General features: G+C 63.4%; 11 protein-coding genes. 4 read left to right on the forward strand and 7 right to left on the reverse strand.

All coding sequences use genetic code 11. From position 1 onward, the window contains the following. Nucleotides 1-18 precede the first annotated feature (18 nt). The 6 genes from QTJ18_RS06430 to QTJ18_RS06455 all read right to left on the reverse strand — a co-directional run bounded on the left by QTJ18_RS06430 (nt 19) and on the right by QTJ18_RS06455 (nt 7,091). Nucleotides 19-1,275 carry a glycerate kinase type-2 family protein gene (locus QTJ18_RS06430; RefSeq protein ID WP_252754959.1) on the reverse strand — a complete coding sequence of 419 codons (1,257 nt, stop codon included), beginning with the start codon at nt 1,273-1,275 and terminating at the stop codon, nt 19-21. A gap of 175 nt (nt 1,276-1,450) precedes the next feature. Beyond that, entirely contained in the window at nt 1,451-2,737 is a 1,287-nt protein-coding gene (locus QTJ18_RS06435; RefSeq protein ID WP_252754958.1) for an MBL fold metallo-hydrolase, read from the reverse strand. A gap of 93 nt (nt 2,738-2,830) precedes the next feature. After that, entirely contained in the window at nt 2,831-4,336 is a 1,506-nt protein-coding gene (locus tag QTJ18_RS06440) for a tripartite tricarboxylate transporter permease (RefSeq protein ID WP_252755031.1), read from the reverse strand. 15 nt (nt 4,337-4,351) lie between these two features. Beyond that, the gene (locus QTJ18_RS06445; RefSeq protein ID WP_252754957.1) at nt 4,352-4,819 is read right to left on the reverse strand and encodes a tripartite tricarboxylate transporter TctB family protein; all 468 of its coding nucleotides are present in this window, start codon (nt 4,817-4,819) and stop codon (nt 4,352-4,354) included. A 71-nt stretch (nt 4,820-4,890) separates the two neighbouring features. After that, the gene (locus tag QTJ18_RS06450; RefSeq protein WP_252754956.1) at nt 4,891-5,976 is read right to left on the reverse strand and encodes a tartrate dehydrogenase; all 1,086 of its coding nucleotides are present in this window, start codon (nt 5,974-5,976) and stop codon (nt 4,891-4,893) included. 146 nt (nt 5,977-6,122) lie between these two features. Beyond that, nucleotides 6,123-7,091: a tripartite tricarboxylate transporter substrate-binding protein gene (locus QTJ18_RS06455; RefSeq protein WP_252754955.1), complete on the reverse strand. Its 969-nt coding sequence runs from the start codon at nt 7,089-7,091 to the stop codon at nt 6,123-6,125. Nucleotides 7,092-7,237: 146 nt separating this feature from the next. Here QTJ18_RS06455 and QTJ18_RS06460 point away from each other — a divergent pair, with 146 nt between their 5' ends. The 4 genes from QTJ18_RS06460 (at nt 7,238) to dinB (ending at nt 12,172) form a co-directional block, all read left to right on the forward strand. Then, complete coding sequence (locus QTJ18_RS06460; protein WP_252754954.1) at nt 7,238-7,969, forward strand: GntR family transcriptional regulator; 732 nt, start codon at nt 7,238-7,240, stop codon at nt 7,967-7,969. A 321-nt stretch (nt 7,970-8,290) separates the two neighbouring features. Next, nucleotides 8,291-10,357, forward strand: coding sequence for an ATP-dependent helicase (locus tag QTJ18_RS06465; RefSeq protein WP_252754953.1), 2,067 nt, complete (start codon nt 8,291-8,293; stop codon nt 10,355-10,357). Nucleotides 10,358-10,370: 13 nt separating this feature from the next. Then, nucleotides 10,371-11,042, forward strand: a complete 672-nt coding sequence (locus QTJ18_RS06470; RefSeq protein ID WP_252754952.1) for an SOS response-associated peptidase — start codon at nt 10,371-10,373, stop codon at nt 11,040-11,042. A gap of 92 nt (nt 11,043-11,134) precedes the next feature. After that, the gene (gene dinB / locus QTJ18_RS06475) at nt 11,135-12,172 is read left to right on the forward strand and encodes a DNA polymerase IV (protein WP_252755030.1); all 1,038 of its coding nucleotides are present in this window, start codon (nt 11,135-11,137) and stop codon (nt 12,170-12,172) included. Between the two features lie 42 nt (nt 12,173-12,214). Here the strand turns inward: dinB and QTJ18_RS06480 are convergent, their stop codons facing one another. Next, nucleotides 12,215-14,080 carry a YbhB/YbcL family Raf kinase inhibitor-like protein gene (locus QTJ18_RS06480; RefSeq protein WP_252754951.1) on the reverse strand — a complete coding sequence of 622 codons (1,866 nt, stop codon included), beginning with the start codon at nt 14,078-14,080 and terminating at the stop codon, nt 12,215-12,217. Nucleotides 14,081-14,267: the final 187 nt, after the last annotated feature.

The raw sequence follows: 14,267 nt of genomic DNA on the forward strand, positions 1-14,267 counted from the left end.
TTTTCTGCCTCCGCGATCCTATTCGATGACAAGAGCTCGAAAATCATTGACATTAGTGCCCGTCGGTCCGGTCACGAAGAGGTCGCCGAGCGCCTCGAAGGCGGTATAGCTGTCATTGCGCGCCAGCACCTGGCGCGCATCAGAGCCCGCCGCCCGCAGACGCTGGACTGTCGTGCCGTCGGCAAAGGCGCCCGCATGGGTTCCCGAGCCGTCTATACCATCAGTATCGGCGGCCAATGCGGAGATGGCGCAGCCATCAATGCCGAGGGCAAGAGCCAGCGCGAATTCGCTGTTGCGGCCGCCCTTGCCGCCCTTGCCGCGAATCGTCACCGTGGTTTCGCCGCCCGACAGAAGCACGGCCGGCCTGCGGAACGGCTGATTGTTGACGAGAACCTCGCGCGCCATTGCGGCGTGTACCGAGGCGACATCACGGCTTTCGCCTTCCATCGCATCGGAGAGAATGAAGGGCGGGAAACCATGGGCCTCCGCCACCGCCGCGGCGGCGCGCAAGGAGACGCCGGCCGAGGCGATGACGTGATGCTGGTGGCGAGAGAAGACGGGATCGTCGGGACGCGGGGCATCGGCAGCCGCCGATTGAAGATGCGCGATCATCGCCGGCGGCAGCTCCAGCCGGTAATTCTCGACGATCGCCAGCGCATCCTGGCGGGTGGTGGAATCGGCGACCGTGGGGCCGGAGGCGACGAAAGCGGGATTGTCCCCCGGAATGTCGGAGACGATGAGGCTGACGACGCGGGCCTTGGTCGCGGCAGCCAGGCGGCCGCCCTTGATCGTGGACAAATGCTTTCGCACGACATTCATGGCCGAGATCGGCGCGCCGGATGCCAGCAGCATTTCGTTGAGCGCGATCTCGTCCTGCAGCGTCAGTCCCTCGGGCGGCGACGGCAGCAATGCCGAGCCGCCGCCGCAGATGAGGGCAATGACCAGATCCTCCGGCTGGAGGTGCCTGACCATATCCCGCAGACGCCGGGCAGCCACCAGCCCCGCCTCATCCGGCACCGGATGGGCCGCCTCGACAATATCGATGGCGCGGGTCTTGCAGCCATAGCCGTAGCGCGTCACCACCAGCCCCGAAAGCGGCCCGCTCCACAGGCTTTCCAGCGCCGCGGCCATTTGCGCAGCCCCCTTTCCGGCCCCGATCACCACCGTGCGCCCCTCCCGCGGTGGCTCCGGAAGATGCCTGGCAATTCCGACCCGCGGATCCGCCGCCTCGACAGCCGCCCGATAGAGTGTCTCCAATAACGCGCGATGCTTCATGACGCCTCAGTCTCTTTTGCCCGGCAAGAATGGTCGTCCCGTTCTCAGTGTCCATCCCGATCGGGACATGCATGTGGCGACATAGACAATGACCGCCCGGTGCTGACAAGTGCAAGACCGCCCAAATCCGTTCGCGGGCAAAAGGCAGACCAGCCGGCCGACGCGGCACTTCGGATCAATGGATATGCACCTCACCGCCCGGCTGCTTGCACAACTGGTCGATCATCGTCTCCTTGCGTGGATCGTCCCAGACCGGATCGGTGGTGTCGAAGACGATCGGCTTCAGATAATCGGTCGGGTCGATCAGCCAGCGGATCGCCGGGCGCTGGTCCTTCGGCATGTTCATCAGGTCCAACTGCTTCAGGTAACCGGCATAGACGGACATGGAAGAGGCCTCGCGCGTCGCCGTACCGGTGGTCAGATGGTTTGGAATATAGATCCTGGGCCTCAGCGCATCCTGATACTGGATGAGGTCGCGCAATCCATTATTGTTGAAATTGCCGCTGGATGCTGTGCCCATATGCAGGTCCGTCGGCGGCAGCGCCTTCAGGATTGCCACGATACGCTGCCCATCTTCCGGCGTGCCGTCCCAGCCCTGCCCCTTGCCTTCCTTCAGCGCGCCGGCGCTGTTGTGCCAGACAAAGGAAAAATGACTGCCATTGCGGAGGATAAAGCTGAAGAACAGGCTTTCGCTGCCGCCGGGCTTGCCGATCGTCTTGAGGTTCATCTGGCCGGTGAGCGGCGAGGACGCCTTGTCGTCCGGGGTCAGCGCGACACCCTTGGGAAACAGATCGGCATCGCGCGGATCGACGATGATCTTGACCGGGGTTGGCGGAAAGGCGTTATCCGGCGGCACCGCGACCGAATGCAGGTGGCGGAAGGCGATCGTGCAGGCATTCGGCTCCAGCACGTCCAGCTGCAGGATCTCCGTGCCCGGCGTCGATCCCGCCGAGGTGACGGAAACGCAATCCACTTTCACCGAGGGGTCGAGCTTTGCCACCGGATCCTGCATGATCGCGGGATCGGCCTGCATGCGCTCAAGATCGCTGGCCATGACGCCGCAGGTTTCGCTGGTCGCGAAAATGCGCGCACCGGTCTTGGCGGCAATATAGGCGGCATTGTCGGCGTGGTCGCCATGACCATGGCCGAGCAGGATGGATTCCGGATCGAGATCCACCATGTCCTTGATGACGATCGGCGTGCGGCCCGGTTCGACCTCCAGCCGCGTGACGAAGGTATCGAGATAGACCACCCGGCCTTCGACGGACGCGGCAAAGGTCGAATTGGACAGCCAGGAGAACAGAACCTTGTTCTTCGGCAGCTCGCCGCTCACCGGATCGACATGTTCGACGCCGAAGATCTTCTGCCTAGCGGCAATCGTCTCGGCCGAACCCGCCATGGCATGGTCTGGCGGGAAAGCGGCAAGGGCCAGCAGCCCCATCACAGGCAGAACGTGTTTCATAGAAATCTCCTCCCATAAAGTGATCATATGCAGACGGCGAGCGATGGCGAGCCGCCTCGGGGCCGCCACAGCCTGGACCGGGATCGCCGGCAATCAGTCATCCTCGACGAATACCTGGTCTCGCTTGGAGCGGATCGAGGGCAAGAGGGCGATGACGACGCAGACGAGACCGACGGCCAGAAGCGACGCGGCGATGGGATTGGTCAGGAAGACCGTGGCATCGCCGCGCGAAATGATCATTGCCCGCCGCAGGTGCTCTTCCAGAAGCGGGCCCAGCACGAAGCCGAGCAGAAGCGGCGCCGGCTCGCAGCCGACCCGGATCAGCGCGTAGCCGATGAGACCGGCGACGATGATCGCGTAGACATCGAAGGGATTGTTGTTGATCGAATAGCAGCCGATCGAGGCGAAGATGACGATGGCCGGAAACAGCGCGCGATAGGGGATGGACAGCATCTTCACCCAAAGCCCGATCAGCGGCAGGTTAAGGATGACGAGCAGCAGGTTGCCGATCCACATGGAGGCGATAATGCCCCAGAACAAGGCAGGCTGGCTGGTGATGACATCCGGTCCGGGGGTGATGCCCTGCAGGATGAAGGCGCCGACGATGAGCGCCATGCCCGGATGGGCCGGGATGCCGAGCGTCAGCAGCGGAATGAACGAGGTCTGCGCCGCGGCATTATTGGCGCTTTCCGGACCGGCCACGCCCTCGATCGCGCCATGGCCGAATTCCTGCGGCGTTCTCGACAGGTTCTTCTCCATCGAATAGCTGGCGAAGGAGGCCAGCACATGGCCGCCGCCGGGTAGCACGCCGAGAATGGAGCCCAGTGCTGTGCCGCGCAGGACCGGGCTCACGATACGCGCAAGATCGGCCTTGCTCAGCCAGAGATGGGTGACGTGCTTCACGCCGACCTCCCGCTCCTGATCGCTCTGCAGATTGCGGAAGATTTCCGCCAGACCGAAGACGCCGACCGCAACGGAGACGAAATTGATGCCCTGCGACAGTTCCAGATAGCCGAAGGTGAACCTTTCCTCGCCGGTATAGATGTCTTGGCCCACCGTGCCGAGCAGCAGGCCGATGGAGATCATGCCGAGCGCTTTCAACACCGAGCCGTGCGCCAGCGAGATCGAGACCAGAAGGCCCAGCACGATGAGGGCGAAATATTCGGGCGCGCCGAATTCCAGCGCCACAGAGGCGAGCGGCGGCGCGGCAATGGCAAGCAGCAGCGTCGCGACGCAGCCGGCAAAGAAGGAGCCGAGCGCTGCCGTGGCAAGAGCCTGGCCCGCCCGCCCTTTCCGCGCCATCTGGTAGCCGTCGATGGCCGTCACCGCCGAAGAGGATTCGCCCGGCAGATTGATCAGGATGGCCGTTGTCGAGCCGCCATATTGGGCACCGTAATAAATGCCGGACAACATGATGAGCGAGGTCACCGGCGAGAAGGTGAAGGTAATCGGCAAAAGCATGGCAATGGTCGCCGTCGGGCGGATACCGGGCAGGACACCGACCAGCGTGCCCAGCAGAACGCCGATGAAACACCAGAATATGTTGATGGGGGTGAGCGCGGTGTCGAAGCCGAGCGCCAGGTTGGACAGAAGATCCATCATGCGGCTTGCTCCCTAGAGTTTGAAGATCGGGCCGAAGCTCGGCAGCGATACCGCAAGCCCCAGCTTGAAGACGGCGTAGCAGAGCGCCGTCATGACAAGGCCCATCACGAGGGCCGAGAGCGGTGGGTTCTTGGGGCTGGCAAGCGCCGTCAGGACGGTACAGAGGAAGACGAGCGGAACGAGGCCCAGCGTGCGGGCACCGGCAGCGAAAAGCACGAGCGCTGCGCAAATGAGCAGCATGGCGCGATAAGGTATTGGACCGCCGGCCGCTTCCGGCGGCTTGCGCCAGCCGCCGGCCATGACGAAGCCTCCCAGGAGAGCGAGCAGGCCGGCGAGCACGATCGGGAAGAAGCCGGGCCCCATCTGCAGGGCTGTGCCGAATTCATAGCGCCACCCTTCGATGGCAAAGAACGCCGCAATGGCGATGAAGATCGCACCGGCGATGACATCGTGACGGGTGCGTTTTTCGGTTCTGTCCATGGCTGTTCCTCCCGGTCCGGCCGCCCTCTGCCGCGCGCCCTTGCGTTGTCTTCAGGTCTTGGGATCCAGGGTCACAACCCGGTCAGGATGTTGGAGCCGGCGATTGCTTCGCACACGGCCTCCGTCACTTCCCTTGTATTGGCGGTGCCGCCGACATCCGGCGTGAGTATCCCGGCGGCGGTCACCCGTTCCACGGCCTGCATCAGGCGGGCCGCCGCCTCGCGCTCGCCCAGGTGCTCCAGCATCTGCGCCGCCGTCCAGAAGGTGGCGATGGGATTGGCAATCCCCTTGCCCGTAATATCGAAGGCGGAACCATGGATCGGCTCGAACATCGACGGGAAGCGCCGCTCCGGATCGATATTGGCGGTGGGCGCCACGCCAAGGCTGCCGGCCAGCGCGCCGGCCAGGTCGGACAGGATGTCGGCGTGCAGATTAGTGGCGACGATCGTATCCAGGCTCTGCGGGTTGAGCGTCATGCGGACCGTCATTGCATCGACCAGCATCTTGTCCCAGGTGACATCCGGGAATTCGCGTGCCACTTCGGCTGCAATCTCATCCCACATCACCATGCCGTGGCGCTGGGCATTGGATTTGGTGACGACGGTCAGGAGCTTGCGCGGACGCGACTGCGCCAGCGTGAAGGCATAGCGCATGATGCGGGTGACGCCGACGCGGGTAAAGATGGCCACTTCCGTTCCCACTTCCTCCGGCAGCCCGCGATGGGCGCGACCGCCATGGCCGGAATACTCGCCCTCCGAATTCTCGCGCACGATCACCCAGTCGAGGTCGCCGGGGCCGCAATTGCGCAAGGGCGGCGTGATGCCGGGCAGGATCTTGGTGGGCCGCACATTGGCATATTGGTCGAAGCCCTGGCAGATCGGCAGGCGCAGCCCCCAAAGCGTGATGTGGTCAGGCACATCCGGCGCGCCGACCGCACCGAAATAGATGGCATCGAATGCCTTGAGCGTTTCAAGCCCATCGGCCGGCATCATCACGCCATGCTTTTTGTAATAGTCCGAGCCCCAGTCGAAGCTCTGCGTCTCGATCGTGAAGTCGCCGCTTCGCTTGGCAAGCGCCTCCAGGACCTGGAGTCCGGCGGCAATCACTTCTGGTCCTATGCCATCGGCAGGAATGGCGGCAATCTTGTAAGCGCGCATTTTCGTCTCGACTGTTGAAGTTGCTGTGGTCAATGGCCGCCGCAAGGCGGATCGGAAGAACCGGCCCCGCAACGGAACCGGCGAAGCGCAGGGCTCATAGTGCATGGCGGCATCGGGCAGCATATCCCGCCCGATGCCCGGATCGCTTATTTTCCGGCTGCCGCGATCAGCGTCGTCAGACGCTCGACCTCCGCCTTGAACTTGGCATCGAGGGCTGCAGGCGTTGCCTGGCTTTCGGCAACCGGCGTGGTGCCGAGGCTTGCCATGCGCTCGATGACCACCGGATCCTTGAGGGCGATCTTGAGCGCCTCGGACAGCTTGCCGCGTACCTCTTCCGGCGTGCCCTTCGGCGCCCATAGCGCATGCCATGCGCTGAGCTCGAAGCCTGCAATGCCGCTTTCGGCGACCGTCGGCAGGTCGGGCAGGATGGAGATGCGCGATGATGTGGTGACCGCATAGGGTTTCACTTCACCCGCCTTGATCTGCGTTACCGTGTTCGTTGTCTGGTCGCAGGCAAGATCGATGCGGCCACCGATGAGGTCGGTCATGGCCGGACCCATGCCCTTGTAGGGGACAAGCGTCATCTTGGACTGCGTCGCATCCTGCAGCAGCATGCCGCACAGATGCGACACGGCGCCGGTTCCGGCCGTGCCGAACGTGACGGTGGGGCCGTTTTCCTTCAGATAGGCCAGAAGATCCGGAAAGCTCTTCGGCGCGAGATCCTTGCGGGCCACCACCGTCATCGGGACTTCCGTAATCAGCCCGATGCTGGAGAAATCCTCGATCGGCTTGTAACTCAGATTGGGGTAGAGGGCCGCGAAGGTCGCGGTGCCGATATGGTAGAGCAGAAGCCGATAGCCGTCCGGTTCTGCCTGCGCCACCGTGGCCGCGCCCAAAGAACCGCCGGCCCCGCCCATATTCTCGATCAGGACCTGCTGACCAAGGGTCTGCGACATGGACTGTGCAACCAGGCGCGCCACCGCATCGCTCGGCCCGCCGGCCGCGGCAGGGACCATGATGGTGATCGGTTTGTCGGGGTAAACGGCCTGCGCTCCGGCGGTGCCGGCGGCACCCGTTACAAGCACCGCGGCCAATGCCATGCGAATTATAGTCATCCTCTCCTCCTGTGGATCGTGATCCGCTGCCTCCACACCGGATGTCTTCCATGCTATCTTGCATGCAAGAAAGAATTTATAGAGGATTGGCTGCTTGTCAACGGCGTTTCGCGTAGAAGATGAATGTGCACATGAACGAGGCGGCCATGATCAGACCCAATGAAAACCTGTATGCCCCGATTGGCGATCAGGATGCGCCGCCTGCCGAGGCCTCGAGCGCCGGGCGTGTCACGGCGGCCTATCAGGCCATACGCGAAGCGATCCGCTCCAATGTCTTTCCGCCCGGCTACCAGGCGGCCGAGGTTGAAATCGCCCGCCAGCTCGGCATGAGCCGCACGCCCGTGCACGAAGCCATGGCGCGCCTTCAGGAGGATGGGCTGGTCCGCATTCTTCCCAAAAAAGGCATCATCATCCGGGCCCTGTCGGCAACCGATATCGACGAGATCTACGAGGTGACCATCGCGCTGGAGGGCGCAGCCGCCGCCCGCATCGCCTCTTTTCCTCCCGAACAGAGACAGCCTGTGGCCGAGCAGTTGCGCCAGGCCACCTCTGCCATGGATAAGGCCCTCATGAAGGAGGACCTGAAGGAATGGGCGCTGGCGGACGAACATTTCCACGAGCTGCTGGTGGCCAGCAGCGGCAATCGCCGCCTGATGCGGATGGCGGGCACGGTGGCCGACCAGTTGCACCGGGCACGCATGTTTACCCTGACGCTCCGGCCTCTGCCGTCTCAATCATCCAAGGAGCATCTGGCCATCATCGCCGGCATCGAAGCGGGCGACGCGGAAAAGGCAAGCGGCGCGGCACGCCATCACCGCCAGCACGCGCGCGACCAGCTCCTGCCGCTGATCGCGCGGCTGAACCTGCGGAACCTTTGAGGAGAGGCGGCAGGCAAGCCGCCAAAGCCCTGCGTGCTTTCGCCCATGGTCAGGCGAATGCAGCGGCTTTTGTCCCGCGTCTCCGGCGCCTTTCCGCTCGCCGACTGACACACCTTCGAAGTCAGGGCTTTGCAGCGGACGGCCATCCTGCTATGTTCGTTATTTGTTCCGACTATTCTAACCGAGGATCCGGGACAGGCGGTCGCCGCTTGGCTTCGGCGTCGGCCGGGTCTGCGGCGCATCCGCCCGCGAACGGCATTCAGCTGGCGGGGCAGATAGGCCAATCCGGCGGGATTTGTAGAGAGTGCATTCTGGGGACACATGACGGCATATCTTGAAAAGCTCAATGACAGGCAGCGTCTGGCTGTGGAGCATGGTGTCGGCCCGGAAAAGGGCGTCATCGGCGGTCCCTTGCTGATCATTGCCGGTGCGGGCTCCGGCAAGACGAATACGCTGGCGCACCGGGTGGCCCATCTCATCGTCAACGGCGCGGATCCCCGGCGGATTCTGTTGATGACATTTTCGCGCCGCGCCGCCTCGGAAATGGGTCGACGGGTGGAGCGCATCTGCCGGCAGGTTCTGGGAGACAATGCCGCAATCATGACCGATGCTCTCGCCTGGGCCGGCACGTTTCACGGGATCGGTGCGCGCCTCCTGCGCATCTATTCCGAGCAGATCGGCCTCGATGTCGATTTTACCATCCATGATCGCGAAGACAGCGCCGACCTGATGAACCTCGTGCGCCACGAGCTCGGCTTTTCCAAGACCGAAAGCCGCTTTCCGACCAAGGGCACCTGCCTTGCGATCTATTCGCGCGTCGTCAATTCCGAGAGCCCGATCCATGCGGTGCTGAAATCCGCCTATCCCTGGGCGGTCGGCTGGGAAGCGCAGTTGAAACAGCTTTTCGCCGCTTATGTGGATGCCAAGCAGGCCCAGAATGTCCTCGATTACGATGACCTCCTGCTTTACTGGGCGCAGGTCATGTCCGATCCTGATCTGGCCGAGGATATTGGCGGGCGCTTCGATCACGTGCTCGTGGATGAATATCAGGACACCAACCGGCTCCAGGCCTCCATCCTGCTCGGTCTGAAACCGGCCGGCCGGGGCCTGACCGTGGTCGGCGACGATGCCCAGTCGATCTATTCCTTCCGGGCCGCGACGGTGCGCAATATCCTGGATTTTCCTGCGTCCTTCTCGCCCGATCCTGCCGATGTCATCACGCTTGACCGCAATTACCGCTCGACACAGCCAATCCTGGCCGCCGCCAACGGCGTCATCGATCTTGCCCGCGAGAGGTTCACCAAGAACCTGTGGACCGAGCGGCAGTCGGAGCAGCGTCCGCTCCTGGTCACCGTCAAGGACGAGACGGACCAGGCCGGTTACATCGTCGAGCAGGTTCTGGCCAATCGCGAAGTCGGCATGCCGCTGAAGCAGCAGGCCGTGCTGTTTCGCACCTCCAGCCATAGCGGCACGCTCGAAGTGGAACTCACCCGCCGCAATATTCCCTTCGTGAAATTCGGCGGCCTGAAATTCCTCGACAGCGCGCATGTGAAGGATCTGCTGGCGACCATCCGCTTCGCCCAGAACCCGCGCGATCGCGTGGCCGGGTTCCGTCTCCTTCAGATGCTGCCGGGAATCGGACCGCAGACGGCCGCTCGCATCCTCGACACGATCGCACAGGATCCGGAGCCCCTCCACTCGCTGTCCGAAATTCCGGCGCCGCCCAAGACCGGCGAGGATTGGCCGGCCTTCATTGCGCTGCTGTCTGGCCTTCGCAAGGCGGACGGCGGTTGGCCAGGCGAGATCGGCCTGGCTCGGCAGTGGTATGAACCGCATCTCGACCGCATTCACGAGGATGCCGATACGCGCAAGGGCGACCTTCTGCAATTGGAGCAGATCGCAGGTGGCTATCCGAGCCGCGAACGCTTCCTGACCGAACTGACGCTCGATCCACCGGATGCGACGAGCGATCAGGCCGGCGTACCGCTGCGCGATGAAGACTATCTGATCCTCTCGACCATTCATTCCGCCAAGGGGCAGGAATGGCGGGCGGTCTTCTTGCTCAACGTGGTCGACGGCTGCATTCCCTCTGATCTGGGCGCCGGCACGACGGCCGAACTGGAGGAGGAGCGGCGCCTGCTCTATGTCGGCATGACAAGGGCGCGGGACAATCTTTCCCTCATCACGCCGCAGCGGTTCTTCACGCATGGGCAGAATGCCCAGGGCGACCGGCATGTCTATGCGTCCCGCACGCGGTTCATCCCGGCGACGCTGCTGCAGTTTTTCGAGGCGACCAGCTGGCCGAAACTATCGGCGGCCGCCGCCGAGCGCAGCGCCCGGCAGATCAGGATCGATGTCGGCGCGCGCATGCGCGGCATGTGGCAATAGCAGGAGAAGGTGCTTGTGCAATCTCTATAACATCACCACGACCCGGGAAGCCGTGCTGGCCTTCACCAGAGCGCTGACCGATCGGGCCGGCTGGAACGCTCCCTCGCTGGATGTCTATCCCGGCACGCTGGCCCCCATTGTTCGCCAGAGCGCCGACGGCAGTCGAGAGATCGCCAGTGCCACCTGGGGCATGCCGACGCCACCGGCCTTCATCAAGGGCAATTACGATCCCGGCGTCACCAATATCCGCAATGTCAATTCGCCGCATTGGCGCCGCTGGCTTGCGCCCGCCAGCCGGTGCGTCGTGCCCTTCACCTCCTTTGCCGAACCGGATCCCGCCGCCAAACAGCCGGGCGGTCGAACGCCGAATGCCTGGTTCGCCGGCGATGAGAGCCGTCCCCTGATGTTTTTTGCCGGCTTCTGGACCGCCTGGAAGGGGGTTCGCAAGGTGCGGGACGGAGAGCGGCAATACGAACTCTACGGCTTCATGACCACGGCACCGAATGCCGTCGTCGCGCCAATCCACCCGAAGGCCATGCCCGCCATACTGAAAACGCCCGAGGAGGTTGATCTTTGGCTGACCGGCGAATGGGACGCTGTGAGACATCTCCAGCGGCCGCTTCCGGATGACGGGCTCGTCCTGGTCGAGCCGCCCGCATCCATCGGAGCCGATCGTTTGCCGTGACTGTGGGCACCTTGGTCGAGAACAGGCAGAGTGACGGACGCGGCGATCCGCTGCAGGCGGGAGCAAGCGTGCGAAAGATCATCCATGTCGACATGGATGCCTTCTACGCCTCCGTCGAGCAGAGGGACAATCCGGACCTGCGCGGCAAGCCGGTGGCCGTCGGTGGCTCGGCGGCGCGCGGCGTCGTGGCGGCAGCCAGCTACGAGGCGCGCGCTTTCGGCGTCCGCTCGGCCCTGCCATCGGTCACGGCCAAGAGGCGGTGTCCGGATCTCATCTTCGTCAAGCCGCGCTTCGAGGTCTATCGTGCCGTCTCGGCGCAGATCCGCGCAATTTTTGCCGAACATACCGATCTCATCGAGCCCCTCTCCCTGGACGAGGCCTATCTCGATGTCACGCAGAACAAGCTCAATATTGCGATCGCCACCGAAATCGCGCGGATGATCCGGGCGCGAATCCTCGAGGTTACCGGGCTGAATGCCTCGGCAGGCATTTCCTATTGCAAGTTCCTGGCGAAGATGGCCAGCGACATCAACAAGCCGAACGGACAGGCGGTCATCACGCCGAAGATAGGACCGGAGTTCGTCGCGCAACTGCCGGTCAAGACATTCCATGGCGTCGGCCCGGCGACCGCCGCCAAGATGGAGCAGCTGGGCATACTGACGGGCGCCGACTTGCGCGCCAAATCGCTGGAGTTTCTCCAGGCACATTTCGGCAAATCCGGTGGATGGTATTACAGGATTTCCCGCGGCATCGACGAGCGCCCCGTCCAGCCGAACAGGCCGCGAAAATCCGTCGGTGCGGAAGATACATTCATGACCGATATCCTCGCGCTGATACCGGCCCAGGCCGAGTTGTCACCGCTTTCGGAGAAGGTCTGGTCCCATTGCGCCGCCAAGGCGATCAGCGGGCGCACCGTCACACTTAAGGTGAAATTCTCGGATTTCCAGCAATTGACCCGCAGCCGGACCTTTGCAAGGCCGATTGCGAGCCAGTCCGCCCTTCTGGAGGCGGCAAGCGGGCTGCTTGCGGATGTCTTTCCGGTGGAAAAGCCGATCCGGCTGCTCGGGATCACCCTCTCCTCGCTGGACCAGGGGGAAGATCGCGCAGAAGGGCAGCTCGCTTTGTTCTGACGCCTTTCTTCCCAGCCCCGGCTGGAGAACCATCCTCGGGCTTCAGGGATCCTGCTTCGGCCGCTCGAATGTCCCGACCAGCTCTCCTTCGGCCAGAACATGACCGTTCATGGCCGCCAGAACGGCGTCGCGCTTGGCACCCGGCTCCAGGCCAAGCGTTTCGACATCCAGGGCAAAGACCTGGAAATGGTAGTGATGGGCCGGATCGCCAACCGGCGGTTTCGGACCGGTATAGCCCGTGGAGCCCTGGCTATTGGCGCCCTGCTTGAGACCCTTCGGCGCCACCAGGATCGGCTCGGTCGGAAGACCCTCGCGCAGGCTCGTGACATTTGCGGGAATGTCATAGGCGATCCAGTGGACGAAGGGTTTCGGGGACTTGGAATCCGGATCGTCCACGATCACGACGAAGGACTTGGTCCCCTCCGGCGCGCCGCTCCAGTCGAGCTTCGGCGAGGCATTGTCCCCATCGGCGGCATGCGGCAGAGGAATGGCCGCATCTGCGGCAAAGCCGGAACGAACGGTGAGGCTCCGGCTGTCACGCGGATCGACAAGCTCCATGGCGATCTTGGAGTCGATCATCTCTTCGACCACATTCGGCGTCGCGGCATCCGGCTTTGCGGCCGTCTGATTGCCTGGCGCAGGCGATGCGGCGGCTGCTCCTTCCTTTGCGTCATGGCTGACCCGGTAGATCACGCCATTGCTGTCGTCCGCGACATAGAGGGCGCCATCCTTGCCGACGGCAATGCCGGCCAGCCGCGCGAGATAGCCATAGCTGCCATCCTGCTGGCGGATCAGGAAGCCCTGCAGGAAATGCTCGGCGCCGACCGGCTCACCGTTTTCGAACTTGATGCGCAGCACTTCATAGCCGCTGGGCGGACGGCGATTCCACGAGCCCCGCATCGCCACGAAAGCATCGCCCCGATACTCCTCCGGGAAGGCCTGGCCGTCGTAAAACGCCATCTGCATCGGCGCGCTGTGAGCGGTGTAGCCGATCTGCGGCTCCGTCGACTGCTTGGCCCATTGGTCCAGCGTCATTCCTTCCGGCGGATTGTCCTGCGGGTTGAACTCGCCCATACCATAGACATAGGGCCAGCCGTATTTCTTCCCCTGCTCTATGCGATTGACCTCTTCGACCTGCTCCTCGTCGCCGAGCCAGTCGATACCGTGGTCGAAACCGTAAAGGGCGCCCGTGCTCGGCTCCCAGTCAAAGCCGATCGTATTGCGCAGGCCGCTGGCGAAAATGCTGCGCGAGCTGCCATCCTTTTCGGCGCGCAGCATCGTGGCATTTTCCGGATTGCTTTCGTCGCACGCATTGCAGGTGCTGCCAACGGAGATATACAGCTTGTCATCCGGACCGATCGCCAGCGTGCGATTGGGGTGCTGGCCGGAATCCGGCAGGTCGTTGATGATGCGGGTCAGTTCGCCGAATGTCCCGTCTTCCTTCACTTCGGCTTTGTAGACATCGTTGACCGTGACCAGGAACACCGTGTTTCCATCGAAGGCGATGCCGTGCATGCCGGGCCGGCTTGCCACTGTCTGAACGCTTTCCGCCTTTCCGTCCTTATCCTCGTCTTTCAGCATGATCACGTCGCCGACCGATCGGCGCGTCGCATAGAGCGTTCCGCGATCGGACACGGCCAACATGCGCGGATTGACCAGATCGCGGGCAAACACGTCCACTTTGAAACCGGCAGGCGCCTTGATCAGGTCGGCCAGCTCCCGGTCGTCCCGAATCTCAATCTTGCGCGGCTCCAGGATAGATCCTTCGATGACCACATCCGAATATTCGCCCACTTTTTCCTGCGGCTGCGGCTGCGCCTGCGCGAGCGAGGAGGATGCCAGGAGGCCTGCGGCGGGAAGCAGTGCGGCGGGAACGAGGAAGGAAAGGCAAGCGAGACGGATGGGCATTGGCGGCTCCTGAAGCGCGGACGGATGCCCCCCAACCCCGCAGACATGCCATAGTTCCGGCCGCAGTTGAGATGCCCTCGATAAGATCGACGCCGCCCGCCTCGTGCCTCAAGCGCGCAGCTGAGCCTTTGGACAGGCTGGCGGGATCGCCGCGCGAACCGGTGAAGAGGGCGAGCCGCATCAGCAG

The sequence above is a fragment of the Rhizobium sp. SSA_523 genome (assembly GCF_030435705.1).
Classification (GTDB): domain Bacteria; phylum Pseudomonadota; class Alphaproteobacteria; order Rhizobiales; family Rhizobiaceae; genus Neorhizobium.

Coding starts and splice junctions, on each gene's coding strand:
- QTJ18_RS06430 (WP_252754959.1), bottom strand. CDS start 1,275: ATGAAGCATCGCGCGTTATTGGAGACACTCTATCGGGCGGCTGTCGAG.
- QTJ18_RS06435 (WP_252754958.1), bottom strand. CDS start 2,737: ATGAAACACGTTCTGCCTGTGATGGGGCTGCTGGCCCTTGCCGCTTTC.
- QTJ18_RS06440 (WP_252755031.1), bottom strand. CDS start 4,336: ATGGATCTTCTGTCCAACCTGGCGCTCGGCTTCGACACCGCGCTCACC.
- QTJ18_RS06445 (WP_252754957.1), bottom strand. CDS start 4,819: ATGGACAGAACCGAAAAACGCACCCGTCACGATGTCATCGCCGGTGCG.
- QTJ18_RS06450 (WP_252754956.1), bottom strand. CDS start 5,976: ATGCGCGCTTACAAGATTGCCGCCATTCCTGCCGATGGCATAGGACCA.
- QTJ18_RS06455 (WP_252754955.1), bottom strand. CDS start 7,091: ATGACTATAATTCGCATGGCATTGGCCGCGGTGCTTGTAACGGGTGCC.
- QTJ18_RS06460 (WP_252754954.1), top strand. CDS start 7,238: ATGATCAGACCCAATGAAAACCTGTATGCCCCGATTGGCGATCAGGAT.
- QTJ18_RS06465 (WP_252754953.1), top strand. CDS start 8,291: ATGACGGCATATCTTGAAAAGCTCAATGACAGGCAGCGTCTGGCTGTG.
- dinB (WP_252755030.1), top strand. CDS start 11,135: ATGGATGCCTTCTACGCCTCCGTCGAGCAGAGGGACAATCCGGACCTG.
- QTJ18_RS06480 (WP_252754951.1), bottom strand. CDS start 14,080: ATGCCCATCCGTCTCGCTTGCCTTTCCTTCCTCGTTCCCGCCGCACTG.